The sequence below is a fragment of the Mesorhizobium sp. ISC25 genome (assembly GCF_042295465.1).
Lineage (GTDB): Bacteria > Pseudomonadota > Alphaproteobacteria > Rhizobiales > Rhizobiaceae > Mesorhizobium.
Window position 1 is genome coordinate 275919 of the sequence record NZ_CP135441.1, and the last position, 16907, is coordinate 292825.

Sequence of the window (16907 nt, forward strand, 5' to 3'; positions counted from 1 at the left end):
TTGCCGCATGCCATGGCAGGCGATTGCAGAGTTCGATATTGTCTGACAATACACATGAATCTTAGGGAATGTGGAGAGCAAAATGACGAAGCGGATCATGTTCACCGGCGGCAGCGGCAAGGCCGGGCGCCACGTCGTGCAGTATCTCGTCGAGCAGGGCTGCCAGGTGCTCAACATCGACACCAAGCCGCTCGACAATCCCAAGGTGCGCACGCTGATCACCGACATCACCGACAGCGGGCAGGTGTTCAATGCGCTGTCGAGCTATATGGGCCTGCACGAGTTCGACCCGTCGCTGCGCACGCAGCCGGTCGATGCCGTGGTGCATTTCGCGGCGATCCCGCGCATCATGATCACGCCCGACAACGAGGTGTTCCGCATCAACGCGCTCGGCACCTACAACGTCATCGAGGCTGCGGTAAAGCTCGGCATCCGCAAGGTGGTGATCGCCTCCAGCGAGACGACGTACGGCCTGGTCTTCGCCAATGAACCGCGCGATCCGACGCATTTCCCGCTCGACGAGGAGTACGACGTCGATCCGATGGACAGCTACGCGCTATCCAAGGTCGTCAACGAGAAGACCGCGCGGGCGTTTGCACAACGCGATGGCTCCGACATCTATGCCTTGCGCATCGGCAACGTCATCGAGCCGCATGAATATTCGCTGTTTCCGAAATGGTTCGCCGATCCGGGTTTCCGCAAGCGCATCGCCTGGAGCTATATCGACGCGCGCGACCTCGGCCAGATCACGCTGCGCGCCATCGAAAAGGACGGGCTCGGCTACCAGGTGTTCAATGCCGCCAATGACGACACCTCGTCCGACCTGCCGACGGCCGAACTTTTGAAGCGGTTCTATCCCGATGTGCCGGTCAAGGGTGAACTCGGCGAATACGAGACGCTGCTCTCCAACCGCAAGGCACGCGACATGCTCGGTTTCCGGCCGGAACACAGCTGGCGGAAATACGTCAAGACGACCTGACGGGCGCAGCTGACGCGGACCCGGCACCGGGCCAGCCCGCAATTGCTCGTCCTGACTTCAGTCTCACACCCGCTACGACCGATGCGCCCACACCCCTACGTTCAGGCGTTCGCCGTCTGGTTCATCCACACGATCTCCCAGACGTAGCCGTCTGGGTCTTCGATGTGGCGGTTGTACATGAAGCCAAGGTCCTGTGCCGGGTTGGGATCGGCGCGACCGCCCGCCGCGACCGCGCTGGTCAGTGTTGCATCGACGGCGTCGCGACTATCGACAGTGAGGGCGATCATTGCCTGGCTGTCGCGCCTCGCGTCGCCGATTGGGCGTGTAGTGAATTCGCGGTAGTGGTCATGGGTCAGCAGCATCACCCCGATCGTGTCCGAGAACATGAGCGAGGTGGATTTCTCGCCAGAAAACTGCGGGTTCACAGTGCCGCCCAGCGCCACGTAGAACGCCGTTGAGGCCGACAGGTCACGGACAGGCAAGTTCACGAAAATCATTTTGGGCATCGATTTCGCCTTCTCCAGGGGTGCGTGCTGCGCTATTGTCTTGCTGCAATGTTAGTAGATGCAATGTATCTTGATTGCAAGATACATTTTGCCAAGGGAACATTTGCGATGGATCGTGCCGAGGCCGCAGCTAAGGAATGGACCCGCGAGCGTCCCGATCTTCCTCTGTTGCCTGTTGAAACGGTAGGGCGTCTGCTCGATGCCGCCGCGCGGGTTATCCGCGATCACATGAACCCGTTGCTCAAAGAAGCAGGCCTGAATGTAGGTGAGTTCGATGTGCTCACGCCGCTCAGGCGCGCCGGTGAACCCTATATGCTCTCACCTACTCAGCTCTACGAATCGGCAATGATCTCCTCGGGCGGCATGACGAGCCGCCTCGACCGGCTGGAGCGCGCCGGGCTGGTTGAACGACGCCCCGATCCCAACGACCGGCGCGGCAAGCAAATTGCGCTGACGACTGGCGGCAAGCGCGCGATAGACGATTTGATCGGTCCAATGGTGGCGCTGGAAGAGCAATTAATCTCCTCACTGACGCCGGCGGAGCAGGAAACTCTTAACGCTCTGCTTAAGAAATTGCTCACCGGCCTCTAGGCACGTGAACTCATAAATGCGGTATAACCGCGATGGGGTGGGAAGCAGAGCAAAGGGGTTGGCTTAGCCCTTCACGCCCCATTTTAGTTGGCTGGCATCGACGACGTCTGATCCCATATGCTCAACGAAAAAGTCTCGTATCCTCTGGCGATGCCGATCCCACCTGGGAGACATTCGTTCACTTTCATTCTCGTACTCAGCTAGAAATACCCATTCGACGAATTGATCCGCTGTAACATCACCGGATTGAGGAATAAAATCGATGACATCCATGAACTTGTCGCCGTGCATTCCTCCACAATAGCCATGACCGGCGCAGACCGCGTGCATGAGCGAGTAGAATCTCTTATTTTCTTTCATGAAACATGCGCCGCGATGGTGAGGCGGATTGCCTACGCGTGCTGCCGCAACATATCCTTCTTGGGCGTAAGTCCGCAATGGGGTCGTTTTCCGACCGGGACTCTGATTCACGCTCTGCATGAGCCGATATGATCTGACCGACTTCGGATGGCGCGTGATCGAGCCGCTGTTGCCCAACAAGCCGCGAGGGGTGCCGCGCGTCGATGATCGGCGGGTGCTAAACGGCACGAGTCTACGTCCTAGGTCGTAGTCCACGTCAGCAGTCGCCTCTGCCTCTGCATCAACGAGTCCTGAACCCTACTTGTCTTTCCAGAATTCGGCCTGGAGTTGCGCCGCTTCATCGGCAAGCAGCGGACCGACGACTTCAGTCGGACGCTGCCCAGCTTCGAAGACGATCCTGCAGGGCAGGTCGAGTGTGGGATTCTCGACATGTGCGCCCGTCAGCTCCTTGAGGTCGTGTTCGCTCTGCCCAAAGACGACCCGTCCGATACCCGCCCAATAGATTGCCCCGGAGCACATCGCGCAAGGTTCGGCCGACGTGTAGAGTGTGCAATCGGCGAGCTTTTCGAGACTGATATTCATCCCCGCCCACGAGGCCAGCAGCCTTTCGGCATGAGCGGTGCGGTCGCCCCCGCCGGCTTTGTAAGCGTTGGGCTGCTCGCGCAACACATTGCCGTCTTTGTCGGCGAGGAGCGAACCAAAGGGATGTTCGCCGGCATCGCGGGCCTTGCGCGCGATCTCGAACGCCTGACGGAGTAGGCGCTCATCATAAGGGCGTTGTGGCATCGGCAGATCCTCCGCCGCTTGACCATAGTGCCGAACGATCCGCGGACACAAGTCAGCAGCCCAGGCGGTACTGTCTCAGTTTGAATTTTGCGAACGGCACCAACGCTAAGCGCGGTCTCGTCGATATTCGGCACCCATATACCGTACAAGAAACGTACGCTGTCGTTTGCGAGTCTCTTTGAGATTTCGGACAAAACCAGATCTGCAGTGGGAGTGGGGTCGTAGCGGTATCGGAATACGATAGACACCGAAGCTCCAGGATACCGCTGTCGAAAATGATCGCTTTTCGCAATCTGCAAGTAGGAGTCAGCTCTCGTCGTTATGATCTGTAAGTGTGCGTCTGTCGCCTCGCCATCTGTCCAAGGTAACGTATCAGTGATGACGAACCGAATATGATTGTTTGTGTAAGGAACTTCCAAATCGTTCGAGAAATCATCCTTGATGGCAAAAGTCGTGTTATCCATTATCCCTCAATCGCTTTGTGTAAGGACCGCGCTTGCCCGGCTTCCCAAGTGTCCGGGCATCATTCATGCAGTCGGCCTTTATGGCCTCATAGTCCGGGCCCTGCCGTTCAACCGAGCGTCCGTCATAATGGCGACCGCTAAATCGGTACACGCCAACTGAGACCTCGCCAGAGGTAAACGTCCAACCTTCCAATGCGTCTTGATTGTGATCGCTCACGGCTGCTCCCATGCTTTCCGATAAGCATATAGGAGGTCAGCCCGATATGGGAAATTTCAACCTGACCCACTCCCGCCCAGGCTCATGACTCGTTGCGACCAGGGCGTTGAGCCAGCCAGATGCTGCCGATGACGAAAACGACGCCGGCGATTTGAGGCAAGGTCAGCGTCTGGTCCAGGAATACCCATCCAAGCAGCACGGCGGTCACCGGGCTGAGGAAAAGCAGCGATGACACCACTGCGGATTCCAGTCGCGCAATACCCCGGAACCAGAGGACATAGGTCAGCGCCGCACCGATCAGGCCGAGCCACGCCAGTCCAATCAGGTTGGCCGCGGTCGGGAGCGGGATGGAAGGCTCGAAAAGCAGCGCCACCGGAACGAGAAGAAGACCGCCGGCGGTCAGCTGCCATGCCGTGAAGGTAAGCAGCGATACCGGCGGTTGCCACTTACGCGACAACACGCTTCCGAAGGCCATGGAGGCCGCCCCGGCGAGGCCCGCGGCAATGCCGACCGCGTTGAGCGTCGCGTTCGGGGTCAGCACCAGCAATGCAACACCGGCGATCCCGACAAGGGCAGCGACGATCGCTAACGGTCGGACGGCGCTGCCAAGCAGGGCAGCGGCAAGGAAAATCACGATCAACGGCTGGACCGACAGCACGGTCGCGGCGACCCCGCCCGGAAGCCGGTACGCGGCGACAAACAACATGCTCAGGAAGATCGAGATGTTGAGGGCTCCGAGGACGAAACTGCGCAGCCACCAGATGCCCGCCGGAAGTTGCCGAACCATCGCCAGCAGCAGCAATCCGGCGGGCAGGGCTCGCAGCATTGCAACCGTCATCGGCGAAAAGTTCGCCAGGAACTGCGTGGTGACGATATAGGTGCTGCCCCATATTGCGGGTGCAACGGCCGTCAGCAACAGATCGGAACGGTGCGTTTTCATAAGATTTCCAGTACTTCGGCAAGTGGGCGGCGGGGCTTTTGCGGCCAGTTGCCCGACGCGGCGCGGCCGACCGCGATGAGCATCACCGGCACTTCATTCGTTCCAAGGCCAAACTCGCGGGCCACGCCTTCGGCATCGAAGCCTCCCATCGGACCAGCGACGAGCCCCAGCGCTTCGGCTGCGAAAATCAGCGTTGCAGCGCCAAGCGTTGCCGAGCGCACGGCTTCGTCGCGGGCCGCCCGAGGATCGGCATATTGGGTGCGGGCGCCTTCCTGCCAGCCCGAAGCCATATCCGCCGGCATGAAGCCGGCTTGCACGAAAGGACGCAGCCTTGCATTGAGGGCGGCGTGGTCGGGCAGTACGCCGCATACAATGAACGTGACGGCTGCCTCCTGCACCTTGGCCTGGCCATGGGCCAGGCCGCGCAACCGTGCCTTTGCTTCCGGCGTCCGCACGGCGATGAACCGCCAATTCTGAAGGTTGTAGGCGGTTGGCGCGCGCGTTGCTAGGCGCGCCAGTTCCTCGACCTCCGCATCCGTCAATGCGTGCAAGGCATCGAACCGATTGGCCGACATGCGCTGCTCGATCAGGGAGATTGTGGGGTTGGTCATCATGTCATTCCGAACCTGAGAAAGCTGTTCGGGAGGCAGATAGAGAATTTACCAACGAGCGATAATATGCGATAATTGAAAGACATTATTTACTGGAAGAGAATGGTGCGATGGATCGCCTGACCGCGCTGCAGGTTTTCCGCCATGTGGCGGGACTGAACAGCTTTGCCGAAGCCGGACGGCGGCTCGGTCTCTCACCTCCCGCGGTCAGCAAGAACATCGCCGAGTTGGAGGCGCATCTGGGTGTGCGGCTCATCAACCGGACAACGCGGCGCATGGCCCTGACCGAAGAAGGCAGGATCTATCTGGAGCATGTCACGCAGGGGCTCGACGCGCTGGCCAGGGCCGACCAGGTTCTCGGCCCCATCAAGACGGCGCCGAGCGGCACGTTGCGGGTCAGCGCGCCGATGACCGTCACGTTGACGCGGCTTTCGGCTGCCATCCCCGCGTTCCTATCGCGCTATCCCGATTTGAATCTCGACCTGCATCTTGACGACAGGCGCGTCGATATCGTGCGGGAGGGATTTGACCTTGCCATTCGCGGCAGCGACAATCTCGAGGATTCCAGCCTGGTCGCGAGAAAGCTTGCGGTCATGCCGCACGTGCTTTGCGCGGCTCCGTCCTATTTCGAGAAGCATGGCCGGCCCAAAACGCCTGCCGATTTGAAGGCGGCCAATTGCATCCGGTTCAGCCTCTCGGGGCATGCGGACATATGGGAGTTCCGCAAGGACGGCCGCAGCGAGCGGATCGCGATCGACGGACGATATTCGGTCTCGTCGAGCCTTGCCGTGCGCCATGCGCTGCGCGCCGGCTTCGGCGTCAGCCTGATCCCCTTTCCCTATGTCGAGAGCGACCTGAAAGCAGGCCGGCTGCAATCGGCCCTGGATGACTGGGACAAGGTCGAAACCACGCTCTACGCGGTCTATCCGGCGCGGCAGCATCTCGCCCCGAAAATCCGCGTCTTCCTTGATTTCCTGATCGAGGAATTCAGTCGGGACCAAAAGAAGCCGTTCGTGCCTCTCCGGCGTGAGCGCTCGGCAAAGCGCGGTGCCGGCCAGGCGACGGATGCGGAAAGTCAAACGGAGATATTGCCATCGATTTCATCTCCTTGACACGCCTCCAAATCCGGACTTTGTGGAGCCATGCGGGACGCGAAGCCGAATAAGGGAAAGACAGCGGCCGAGGCGTTCGCCGAACGCACGAGCGGTGTTCGCCGGGCCGATGCGGCGCGCATGCCGGGATCGAGCGTGCACGCGTCGCTGGCCAACGAGATCGGGCTGAGGATCGTGCGCGGCGATTATCCGCCGGGAACCATCCTGCCCAACGAAGCCAAATGGTCGGAGACCTTCGACGTCAGCCGCTCGGCGGTGCGCGAGGCGATCAAAATGCTGATGGCGAAGAGCCTTTTGTCGTCACGTCCCAAGATCGGCAGCTGGGTCGAGCCGAAGGAGCGCTGGAACCTGCTCGATCGCGATGTGCTGGCCTGGTATGCGACCTCGCCGGACCGCGAGGTGTTTCTCAGGACCGTGCAGGAGTTCCGCCACATCATCGAGCCGGAGGCCAGCGCCTTTGCCGCCATGCGGCGCACCGACGAGCAGATGGCCGAGATCAGCCAGGCCTGCCGCGAGATGGGCGAAGCGACCAACCTGCAGGAGCGCACGCGCGCCGACACGCGGTTCCACCTCGCCATCCTGCGTGCCTCGGGCAACGACCTGCTGGTGCCGCTCGGCGTGCTGATCGAATCGGCATTCGATCATCTGTTTGCATATACGACGCGGGAACTCGACGATTTGCAGCATGCGCAGAGGCTGCATGAGGCGATCGAGAAGAGCATCCGCCTGCAGCGGCCGGACGCGGCGCGCAATGCGGTGCGCAAGCTCTTGGCCAATACCGACAGCGTCATCAAGTCCAGGTAGCCGCCGTTCGGCTACAGGCACTCAGTCGACGGGTGCGGTCGCCAGATGCTGCCGGGTCAGCCCGATCAGCAGCGCCTGGTCGCGGGCGGCGTGTTCGGGCGGGTTGACGACGGCATCGCCATTGACGATCGCCGCCCAGAAGCCACGCATCTCCTCGACGAAGGCTTCGGCATAGCCGGCGCGCAAATCTTTCTTCGACAGCGTGTGACCGCGCGAGGTCGTCACCGTCAGCCGCGTCGGCTGATGGTTGAGCCAGGGCGAGGGGAATTCGAGCTCCAGGCTGGCATCGTCGAAGAACAACGTGATCCGCTCCTTGTAGTCGGCGAGCTTCGGCACGGTGAGGTGGGTCATGGTCCACAGCGCCTGTCCGTCCAAAAGCTTGACCGCGCCCTGGCCGCCGTCGCCATTGGCAAAGATCTGCGCGCCGACGACCTCGCCGTCGGGCACGCGGAGCGCATCGAGCAGGCCATGGACGGCATTGACATCGTGAATCAAGGCCGAGCTGTAAGCGCCGGTAAATCCACGGAAAGCGAGGTCGGTCACATGCACACCGATGGCGTCTTCGACCTGGCGCTTTTGCTTGGCCGCGACGGCGGCGATCATGTCCTTCGGGATATCGGTGCCGCGCCTGTAGGGCTGATGGGCAATGAACGGCCAGGCGTCGGGATCGTTCACTTCCACCGAGACCGAGCGCAGCGTGCTTGATGTGCCCGGCAGCGAAGCGAGCGCCAGCCGGTAGCTCGGGTCGAAGCGCTTCATATAGCCGACCTGAACGATTTTCCTGGCGGCATCGCGCGCCGCGACGATCTCGGCGATTTCCGCCAGCGAATAGCAGAGCGGCTTTTCGCAAAAGACATGCAAGCCAACCGCCAGCGCCGCCAGCACCTGTTCGTGATGCAGCGGGTCCGGCGAGCCGATCACCACCGCGTCGAGGCGCTGGTCGAAGAGCTGGTCGATCGTTTCGAAATTGGCAACGCCATGGGTGTCGGTGACGAACTGCCGTGAAATCCTCGAGGGATCGGCGACCCCGGCGACCTCGAACAATTCACCGAGGCGCAGCAGGTTGGGAATATGCTCGACCTGCGAGATCATGCCGGCGCCGACGACTCCGACGCGTATCCTGCTCATGCCATCATTCCCCGCAATGTCCGATTGTCAGCTCAAGGCGCCGCAGGCGGCCGGTTGCCGATCTGGGCGAGCAGGCCGGCAATCTCCGCCTCGACCGCCTTCAGGTCCTCGCCGCCCGACATGATCGAGATGACCTCGTCGCGCGAAATCTCGGACTTGGCGTAGGTGCCGCGATTGCGGCCGCGGTTGAGCAGCGTGAAGGTGTCGCCGACCGGATAGGCATGGTGGATGTTGTGGCTGATGAAAATGACGGCCAAGCCCCGCATGCGTGCTTCGATGATGAATTTCAGCACCATCGCCGCCTGGTGGACGCCGAGTGCCGAGGTCGGCTCGTCGAGGATCAGCACGCGCGCGCCAAAATGCACGGCGCGGGCGATCGCCACCGACTGGCGCTCGCCGCCCGACAGCGTGCCGACGGCTTGCGTCGGATCGCGCACGTCGATGCCGATATCGGCCATTGCCTGCCTGGCGATGGTGTTGGCGCGCTCCTTGTCGATGCGCGAGAAGGGCAGGCTGCTTTTGGTCGGTTCGCGGCCGAGAAAGAAGTTACGGGTGATCGACATCAGCGAGATCATGCCGAGGTCCTGGAACACCGTTGCCACGCCGAGCTCCTGCGCGTCGCGCGGGCTGCGGAAGGTGACCGGCTTGCCGTCGACCAGGATTTCGCCCTTGCTCGGCCGGTAGACGCCGGACAGAACCTTGATCAGCGTCGACTTGCCGGCGCCGTTGTCGCCGAGCAGGCAGTGGACCTCGCCCGGATAGACCTTGATGTCGATGTCCTGGAGGGCGCGCACCGAACCGAAATTGACGCTGACGCCGCGCAGTTGCATTGCTGGCGCAGTCATTTGCCACCTCCGCGGCCGAGCGCCTTCAGCCTGATGTAGTTGTTGACCAGCACGGCCATCAGGATGACGATGCCGAGAAAGACTTTGAACCAGTCGGTGTCGATGCCGGTGTAGAAGATGCCCATCTGCACCAGCCCGAAGATCAGCGCGCCGAACAACACGCCGTAGACGGTGCCGTAGCCGCCGGTGAGCAGCACGCCGCCGATGACGGCGGCGATGATCGCCTCGAATTCCTTGAGCAGGCCGCGCGTGGTGTCGGCGGAGCCCGCCTCCATCACCTGGATGGTGGCAAGCAAGGTCGCCGCGCAGGCGGTGTAGATGAACAGGCTGATCTTGACGCGATCGACCGGCACGCCGACGTTGCGGGCGGCGATCAGGTCGCCGCCGGTGGCGAAGATCCAGTTGCCGTATTTCGTCTGGGTCAGCACGTAGCCGGCCAGCGCCGTCAGGCCGAGCCACCAGACGATCGACATCGGAATGCCGGCGACGAAGGGAATGCCGTCGCTGCGGGTGGCGATCCAGCCTTGCGCGCCCATCCAGTGGAACAGGCCGGTGAGCAGATGGCCGTTGAAAATGCCGGCCGTCGCCGGGTCCGGCGCGCCTTCGAGGATGTAGGGGATCTGGGTGCGGCCGGTGACGGCGCGGGTGATGCCGATCGACAGTCCGCGCAGGATATAGAGCGTGGCGAGCGTGACGATGAAGGAGGGCAGGCGCGTCTTCACCACGATCAGGCCGTTGAGATAGCCGGTGAGGATGGCAACGGCGAAGGCACAGGCGATGCCGCCCCATAGCGGCAGGCCCCAGTACTTCACCGTCAGCCCGATGACGACGCCGGCAAAGCCGACCATGGAGCCGACCGAAAGGTCGAACTCGCCGGCGATGATGAGAAGTGCCGCCGCGGTGGCGACGATGCCGAGCTCCGCCGACAGCGTCAGGAATGTCATCGATCCCTGCAGCGAATAGAGGTTCGCCGCGCCCGGCAGCAGCGCAAAGATGATGATCGTCGCAAGCAGCCCACCTGCGGCACCGGCCTCCGGCCGGCGCAGCCACTGGGTCAGCTTGCCGGTGCTTGCCAACCGTTCGTCGGCGCCGGCGGCCCGCTTCGACGTCATGCCGAAGCGGTCGGTCGCCTTCAGTTCACCCGGAGGTATCGCCTTGTCTTCCACGATCGTCATTAGGCTCCCCAATCGCTCAATTCGCAATCTTGGTCACGGACGGATCGGGAGAGCGCTTGGCGCATTCTCCCGTTCCGTCGGAGCGCTTGCCTAGCGGATGCCCTCTTTGGCGAGCGCCAGGATCGCCTTGGCTTTTTCCGGCGAGTCGATGAACAGCGGTCCGGTATAGGCGTTGTTCTGCGGCCAGAAGCCGTGCGTCGCCTGCTCGACCAGATAGATCACCGGCAGATAGCCCATCAGATATTGCTGGGCGTCCATGCCGAAGCCCATTTCGCCGGCGACGACCGAGTCGAGAACCTCCGGGCTGATGTCGAATGTGTAGAGCTTGAGCTTGCCGAACAGTTCCTTGTCGCGGAACATCGGGATCAGCGGGTTGGCGGCGGTGGCGCCGAGCGCAAAGACCGCCTGCGTGTCGGGATGCGCCGACAGATAGGCTTCGGTGCGGCGCTGGATGTCGGCCGGATCCGGCGCCACGGCCAGAACCTCGGTGCCGCCGCCGGAGGGCTTCAGTCCGTCATTGAGGCCCTGGCAGCGCTGGTCGAGGCTGACATTGCCGACCTCGTGGTTGATGCAGACGACCTTCAGCGTGCCTTCCTTGGCCAGCCGCTCGCCGGCCTTCTTGCCGGAATCATATTCGGACACGGTGCCGACATAGAGCGTCGTGCCGAGCTCGGCGCCTTCCTTTTCGCCGGAATCCAGAACCACCATGGGAATATTGGCGGCAAGCCCGGATTTGACCGATTTGCCGAGCGCATTGGCGTCGGCGATGGAGACAGCGATGCCGTCCGGCTTGGTGGCGATGGCGGCGTCCAGAAGCCGGGCCTGCTCGACCACGTCGAAGACCTGCGGCGCGTAATATTCGACCTTGGCGCCGGTGAGGGCGGCCGCGTCATCGACGCCGCGCTTGACCACCGACCAATAGGGATCGGACGCCGACCCGTGCACCACGAAGGTGATGCGGACGTCCTTCGGGTCCTTGAGGCCCGCGGCATACGCAATGCCTGTCATCAGGCCCGCCGAGACGAAGGCGGCCAATGCCACTTTCAGAAGAGTTTTCATCTTATTCTCCCATTTGTCGTTGCAGTTCCAATCCCTTGTCCAATCCCTCCGGCGCCGTTTTCCGGTCGCGACGATCGGCTCATGTCGCGGATCGGGTGGCCGCTTTGCGGGCCTTTGCCGACGCCAATCGCTGTTCGCCCGCGTTGCTGCCGCGGGCCGTTGTTGATGATCGCCCGGCCGAGAGTGTTGCGCGAAGCTCCTCGCGCAACGGCTTCATGCCGATGACTTCGATCGGCTGCGCGGCGAGCCAGTCGCGAAAGCCCTGGTCGCGGAACAGCTCGTACTCTTCGGTGCGGATATAGGCGGAGCGCGGCTCGATCAGATCGAGTTCACCGGGCGCGTTGCAATGCAGGCAAAAGAAGGTCAGGCCCTCGCGCACACCCTCGATGAGCGCTTTGTAAGCCGGCTCGATCGGCCTGGAACGCGGCCGGCCCCAGGTCGTCTGGATCGCGGCGTCGAAAATGGCAAAGCCGCCGGCGCGGGCCAGCGCTACACCGCGCTGGAACGCCTCCTCGGTGACGCCGACAAGATTGTCGTTGGGGGAATAGGCGGACAGGGTCTTGGTCAGCAACACGGGCAGCTGATATTCGAGCCCGAGCTTGATATAGATGTCGCAAAATTCCGGCGACAATGCCGCGCCCATATGCGCGTCGAGATGGGTGACGTCGATACCGGCGCGATAGGCGGTGTCGATCTGGACGCGAAGCTCGGCCTCGACCGCCTGCGGCACCGCCTTGCGGCGCGTGGTCGCCACATCGGGCCACAAGAAGCCGAACTCGTCGGTCAGGCCGGCCGCCCGCGACGGCGCGGTCAACGGCCGCCATTTGTAATGCTGCTTCTCGCTGTTCAGTGTCAGGTGAACGCCAAGGTCAAGGGCAGGGTTGGCGGCGGCGCTCTCGGCCATTTCGAGGAACCAGGGGCACGGCACCATCACCGCGCCGGAACTGCAGACACCCAACCCGCTCAATTCGAGGAAGGCGCTGTTGGCGCCGTGGCACATGCCGACATCGTCCTCGTGGAGCACGATCCGTTTGCCGGAGCTGGCGGCGTTCACGAATGGCCGCCTTTCCGCCGGCACGCCGGTTTCGAGGGTCTTCCAAAGTGTGTCCCGTATTTCATGGAACCAACCGTTTGCCCAACTGGCCGGAATGGAACGCCGAAACCTGCCTTTCCGACAGGGCCACTTTGGCGAATTCGGATGGGTACGATTTGCCTGCCGGCTGAGACACTTAGCTGCCGATTTCCTCAATCAGGGTTCAAAACCAGTCGTAGGAACCGTCTTCCGGGCGCAGATGGCTTGGTCGAATAGCGGCGGAGTGGTTCTTTCAAACTGTGCCGACAAGCCTACAGCTGTCCACACCATCAAGCGACCACATTATCAAGTGACCCAAACTACCAAGTAACTTGGAGGCCTGTCATGTACACCGCCGGCGAAGAGGAAATCGAAGCCATTGCCAGGGTGATCCGCTCGGGCGCGCTGTTTCGTTATGGCAAGGACAGCGAATGCGACCGCTTCGAGGCCCGCTATGCGCAGCATCTTGGCGTCGAGCATTTCGCGCTGGCCGCCAGCGGCACCTATGGGCTCGCCGCCGGCCTGATCGGCCTCGGCATCGGCCCGGGGGACGAAGTGCTGGTGCCCGCGCACACCTATATGGCGACCGCGACCGCGGTGCTGTCGGTCGGGGCCATTCCCGTCATCGTCGACATCGACGAGAGCCTGACCATCGATCCTGTCGCCTTGCGCGATGCCATTGGGCCGCGCACCAGGGCGGTCATTCCGGTGCATATGTGGGGCGCGGCCTGCAACATGAATGCGATCATGGACATTGCTGCCAAGCGCGGCTTGCTGGTGCTGGAGGATGTCTGCCAGGGCATCGGCGGCGGCTATGAGGGCCGCAAGCTCGGCTCGATCGGCCATGCCGGCGCCTATTCCTTCAACTACTTCAAAAACATGACCTCGGGCGAGGGCGGCGGCATTGCCACCAGCGACCCGAAGGTGGCGGAGCGGGCGCGCTGCGCCATCGACCCTTGCCATTTCTATTGGCAGGGCAGAAGCGACAGCATCAAACCCTTCGCCGGCATCGGCGCGCGTGCTTCCGAACTGATGGGGGCGATGCTCAACGTCCAGCTCGACCGGCTGGACGGTATCATCGAGGCGATGCGGGCCGAGAAGAAGACGGTGCTGGCCGGTACCCGCCACCTTAGCAATCTCGGGCTGACGCCGTCGCCGATGAACAGCCCGGACGACGATTGCGCCGCTCAGGTGATGTATCTGCTGCCGAGCGAGCAGGCGGCGCAGACGTTTTCGAAGACCATTCCCAGTGTCGTTGCCGGCAAGACCGGCCGCCACAATTTCACCCAGTGGGACCAGGTGCTGATGCATGAAGGCGCGCATCATCCGGCGCTCAATCCTTACGCACTGCCCGAGAACCAGGGCCTGCGGCTGGATTATTCCGACGACCTCGGCAAGCGCTCGCTTGACATCCTCAACCGCACCGTGATGATCGCCATGAACCCGGCGCACAGCGATACCGATGTTCAGGACGTGATCCACAACATCGATGCGGCGGCGCGGGTGGCGCTGGAGAATGCTTCGCTGGATGATGTCGAATTGCGCAGGGCGGCGCCGGTTGATCTGCAGAAGTTCGATAGTGTGAACTAGACCAGTTCCGACGCGGTTTGCTACCCTGCGGCCGAGTTCCTTGTCCGGCGGCCGGGCGAGGATTCCGGCCGGCATAACCGGTCGTCAAAAAATCCGCAGGCCCGTGTCGGATAGGCCGGGCTCCGCTCGTCCTAGGGGGCATCGATCACCAATACGGAGGATTAACGATATGCCCGGCACCGTACGGCTGCACCGCGTTCTGACAACCAGTCCGGAGAAAGTCTACCGCGCGTTCCTCGAAGCGGATGCACTTGCGAAATGGCTTCCGCCGAACGGCTTCACCTGCACGGTTCATCACTTCGAGGCGAAAGTCGGCGGTACGTTCAAAATGTCCTTCCGCAACTTCACCACCGGCGACAGCCACTCGTTCGGCGGCGAATATGTCGAGCTCGTGCCCAATGAGCAGCTGCGCTACACCGACCGGTTCGACGACCCCAACCTGGCCGGCGAGATCGAGGTGACCGTGACATTGAAGAAAGTGTCGGTCGGCACCGAAGTGAATATCACGCAGGCAGGTATTCCAGACGTCATCCCAGTTGAGGCCTGCTATCTCGGCTGGCAGGAGTCGCTGCGAAATCTGGCGAAGCTCGTCGAACCCGAGATCAACCAGTAAGATAAAGCTGCCCTGGCGGGTTGGCGTCGCTAACCGGAAACCCAGGGATGACGCCGTTCTTCCCACCCAACATGCGCTGGGGCCGGAAACGCGGGATCGGCGAAGCAGCCGACCGCGACGGCGATCCATTCAGGCTTTCGCTCGGGCTCCCAGAAGACGCTCGAGCCGCAGCCCGGGCAGAAATGGAAAGTGACGTGATGGCCGCTCCGAGCCGATCGCCTGTAGGTACTGGCGTTGCCTTCGGCTTCTACCTTGTCGCGCGCGAAGAAGGCCGCGACGCCGTATGTGCTGCCGGTCCGTTTCTGGCAGTCGAGGCAGTGGCATTGCGCGACCAGTCGCGGGTCTCCCTCACAGGAGATCCTCAGTTGCCCGCAGGCACAGGATGCGGTTCTCATGGCAGTCCTCACGGTCAGACGAATGCGTTGCTCCGCCAATTTCGGCGGTTAGCATGCTTCTGGTTTTCGGGGAGATTCGGCCTTGTGAGTGGCTCCTTGCGCGAACGCGGCGAAGGACCAGGACCGATGCCGTATTTCTAATCGCCTCGGGCGAATGTTGCAACCGCGGTGAACGAGATGACGCGCTTGCCCTAGCTTCTGTCCAACCTCAGAAACGCGGCGCGCAGGGCAAGCACGGCGCGCAGGATCTGGCGTTCGTCCATCGCCGCATAGCCGAGCAGCAGGCCGTGCTCGGGTTCTGTGGAATGGTAGTTGATGGAGATGCCCTGGACGTCGAGCCCCTCCTTGAGGGCGGCGGTGACCACGTCACTGTCCTTGTAGGGCCTGACGAAGCTCGCCAGCAATTGCATGCCGGAATCGTTTTCCGTGACGGTCAGCCATTCGGCCAGATGCTCCTGGCACAGCTTGACGAAGTTCGCCTGCCGGCGCGCATAGAGCCGGCGCATGCGCTTGAGGTGCGTGGCGAAATAGCCCTGCGTGATGAAGTCGTTGACCGTTGCCTGCAGGATCAGCGGCGCGAACTGGCCGGTGATGCTCACCGCCCGGTCGAACGGCACCGACAATTCGCGCGGCACGATCAGATAGCCGATGCGCAGCGCCGGAATTAGCGTCTTGCCGAAGCTGCCGATATAGACGACGCGGTCGGCATGATCGAGCCCGCGTAGCGCCGGCACCGGCCGGCCGCGAAACCGGTATTCGCCGTCATAGTCATCCTCGACGATCCAGGCGCCGTTGCGTTCGGCGATGTCGAGCAGCTGCAACCGCTCCTCGATGCGCATGATGGTGCCGAACGGCCATTGGCAGGATGGCGTCACATAGATCAGCCGCGGCGGCGGCAGCTCCGGATCGGCAAGATGCCAGCCGCGCCTGTCGACCTTCAACGGTGCTAATCTGGCGCCGCTGGCGAGAAAGGCGCTCTTGGCGCCGAGATAGCCGGGCTCTTCCATCCAGACGTGGTCGCCTTCGTCCATCAGCACGCGCGAGACGAGATCGAGCGCTGCTTGAGCACCGGTGACGATGATCACCTGGTCGGCGGTGCAGCTGATGCCGCGCGACAGGCCGATGGTCGAGGCAATGGCCTGACGCAGGCCGGGGTGGCCGGCAAAGGAGAGATAACCAAGCAGGCTCTCGTCGCGGCTGCGTGCATTGCGCACCAGAAGACTTGACCAGATGGTGAACGGAAACGACGCCGTTTCGGGGACGCCGGGATGGAAATTGATAACGCCGGCATTACGCGGCGGTTGCGGGCCGTTGACGATGGTCTGGCCACGCCGCGACAGTTTTTGCGGCGCTGCCAGTCCGGCGCGCAGCGACGCCAAGGGCCGGTTCTGCTGGATCGGCGCCACCCAGGTGCCCGATCCGGCACGCGCCTCGATGAAACCTTCGGCAAGGAGCTGGTCATAGGCGGCGATGACCGTGTTGCGCCCGACCTTCAGATCTTCGGCCAGTGAGCGCGTCGACGGCAGCAGCGAGTTCTGCGGGATCTGGCCGTCAAGGATGAAGCGTCGCAAGGCGCCGTAGATCTGACGATGCATCGGTTCTTCCGAAGCGCGGTCGACCGACATGATGTCGAGGGAAAGGCGCATCTGGTCGGCCAAGG

18 protein-coding genes and 2 pseudogenes are annotated in these 16907 nt (G+C 62.4%); 7 read left to right on the plus strand and 13 right to left on the minus strand.

All coding sequences use genetic code 11. The annotated features are described in order from the left end of the window. Nucleotides 1-82 precede the first annotated feature (82 nt). Entirely contained in the window at nt 83-979 is an 897-nt protein-coding gene (locus RQ479_RS01480) for an NAD-dependent epimerase/dehydratase family protein (RefSeq protein WP_376703865.1), read from the plus strand. Nucleotides 980-1080: 101 nt separating this feature from the next. Here the strand turns inward: RQ479_RS01480 and RQ479_RS01485 are convergent, their stop codons facing one another. Beyond that, entirely contained in the window at nt 1081-1485 is a 405-nt protein-coding gene (locus tag RQ479_RS01485; RefSeq protein WP_376703866.1) for a VOC family protein, read from the minus strand. A 108-nt stretch (nt 1486-1593) separates the two neighbouring features. On the opposite strand from RQ479_RS01485, the gene RQ479_RS01490 reads away from it, so the two are divergent. Then, nucleotides 1594-2076 (plus strand): MarR family winged helix-turn-helix transcriptional regulator, encoded by a 483-nt coding sequence (locus tag RQ479_RS01490; protein ID WP_376703867.1) that lies wholly within the window; start codon nt 1594-1596, stop codon nt 2074-2076. Between the two features lie 63 nt (nt 2077-2139). Here RQ479_RS01490 and RQ479_RS01495 read toward each other — a convergent pair whose 3' ends face one another. Beyond that, entirely contained in the window at nt 2140-2436 is a 297-nt protein-coding gene (locus RQ479_RS01495; protein ID WP_376703869.1) for a hypothetical protein, read from the minus strand. 118 nt (nt 2437-2554) lie between these two features. Here RQ479_RS01495 and RQ479_RS01500 point away from each other — a divergent pair. Continuing rightward, a pseudogene (locus RQ479_RS01500) lies at nt 2555-2683 on the plus strand (IS5/IS1182 family transposase); the annotation flags it as partial. Nucleotides 2684-2733: 50 nt separating this feature from the next. Here RQ479_RS01500 and RQ479_RS01505 read toward each other — a convergent pair. The 4 genes and pseudogenes from RQ479_RS01505 to RQ479_RS01520 all read right to left on the minus strand — a co-directional run bounded on the left by RQ479_RS01505 (nt 2734) and on the right by RQ479_RS01520 (nt 5454). Further along, nucleotides 2734-3222, minus strand: a complete 489-nt coding sequence (locus RQ479_RS01505; RefSeq protein WP_376703870.1) for a nucleoside deaminase — start codon at nt 3220-3222, stop codon at nt 2734-2736. A gap of 200 nt (nt 3223-3422) precedes the next feature. Beyond that, nucleotides 3423-3686, minus strand: a pseudogene (locus tag RQ479_RS01510) (hypothetical protein); the annotation flags it as partial. A 299-nt stretch (nt 3687-3985) separates the two neighbouring features. After that, complete coding sequence (locus tag RQ479_RS01515; RefSeq protein ID WP_376703871.1) at nt 3986-4843, minus strand: EamA family transporter; 858 nt, start codon at nt 4841-4843, stop codon at nt 3986-3988. Further along, a complete protein-coding gene (locus RQ479_RS01520; protein WP_376703872.1) occupies nt 4840-5454 on the minus strand; it encodes a nitroreductase family protein in 615 nt (204 codons plus the stop codon). Before RQ479_RS01520 ends, RQ479_RS01515 begins: the two co-directional genes overlap by 4 nt. 110 nt (nt 5455-5564) lie before the next feature. On the opposite strand from RQ479_RS01520, the gene RQ479_RS01525 reads away from it, so the two are divergent. Continuing rightward, nucleotides 5565-6566, plus strand: coding sequence for a LysR family transcriptional regulator (locus RQ479_RS01525; RefSeq protein ID WP_376703873.1), 1002 nt, complete (start codon nt 5565-5567; stop codon nt 6564-6566). A 30-nt stretch (nt 6567-6596) separates the two neighbouring features. Next, entirely contained in the window at nt 6597-7370 is a 774-nt protein-coding gene (locus tag RQ479_RS01530; protein ID WP_352716955.1) for a FadR/GntR family transcriptional regulator, read from the plus strand. 21 nt (nt 7371-7391) lie between these two features. Here RQ479_RS01530 and RQ479_RS01535 read toward each other — a convergent pair whose 3' ends face one another. The 5 genes from RQ479_RS01535 to RQ479_RS01555 all read right to left on the minus strand — a co-directional run bounded on the left by RQ479_RS01535 (nt 7392) and on the right by RQ479_RS01555 (nt 12631). Beyond that, complete coding sequence (locus RQ479_RS01535; RefSeq protein ID WP_376703874.1) at nt 7392-8498, minus strand: Gfo/Idh/MocA family protein; 1107 nt, start codon at nt 8496-8498, stop codon at nt 7392-7394. Nucleotides 8499-8530: 32 nt separating this feature from the next. Further along, the gene (locus tag RQ479_RS01540) at nt 8531-9343 is read right to left on the minus strand and encodes an ATP-binding cassette domain-containing protein (RefSeq protein ID WP_376703875.1); all 813 of its coding nucleotides are present in this window, start codon (nt 9341-9343) and stop codon (nt 8531-8533) included. After that, nucleotides 9340-10455 (minus strand): ABC transporter permease, encoded by a 1116-nt coding sequence (locus RQ479_RS01545; protein WP_352491125.1) that lies wholly within the window; start codon nt 10453-10455, stop codon nt 9340-9342. Before RQ479_RS01545 ends, RQ479_RS01540 begins: the two co-directional genes overlap by 4 nt. Before the next feature lie 153 nt (nt 10456-10608). Next, nucleotides 10609-11577 carry a sugar ABC transporter substrate-binding protein gene (locus RQ479_RS01550; protein ID WP_376703876.1) on the minus strand — a complete coding sequence of 323 codons (969 nt, stop codon included), beginning with the start codon at nt 11575-11577 and terminating at the stop codon, nt 10609-10611. A 79-nt stretch (nt 11578-11656) separates the two neighbouring features. After that, on the minus strand, nt 11657-12631 hold the full coding sequence (locus RQ479_RS01555) for a polysaccharide deacetylase family protein (RefSeq protein WP_376703877.1): 975 nt from the start codon (nt 12629-12631) through the stop codon (nt 11657-11659). Between the two features lie 363 nt (nt 12632-12994). Here RQ479_RS01555 and RQ479_RS01560 point away from each other — a divergent pair, with 363 nt between their 5' ends. Next, the gene (locus RQ479_RS01560; protein WP_376703878.1) at nt 12995-14239 is read left to right on the plus strand and encodes a DegT/DnrJ/EryC1/StrS family aminotransferase; all 1245 of its coding nucleotides are present in this window, start codon (nt 12995-12997) and stop codon (nt 14237-14239) included. 169 nt (nt 14240-14408) lie between these two features. Further along, entirely contained in the window at nt 14409-14852 is a 444-nt protein-coding gene (locus tag RQ479_RS01565; RefSeq protein WP_376703879.1) for an SRPBCC family protein, read from the plus strand. A 29-nt stretch (nt 14853-14881) separates the two neighbouring features. On the opposite strand, the gene RQ479_RS01570 is transcribed toward RQ479_RS01565, so the two are convergent. Continuing rightward, nucleotides 14882-15247 carry a GFA family protein gene (locus RQ479_RS01570; protein ID WP_352863622.1) on the minus strand — a complete coding sequence of 122 codons (366 nt, stop codon included), beginning with the start codon at nt 15245-15247 and terminating at the stop codon, nt 14882-14884. Between the two features lie 191 nt (nt 15248-15438). After that, nucleotides 15439-16905 carry a PLP-dependent aminotransferase family protein gene (locus RQ479_RS01575; protein ID WP_376703880.1) on the minus strand — a complete coding sequence of 489 codons (1467 nt, stop codon included), beginning with the start codon at nt 16903-16905 and terminating at the stop codon, nt 15439-15441. Nucleotides 16906-16907: the final 2 nt, after the last annotated feature.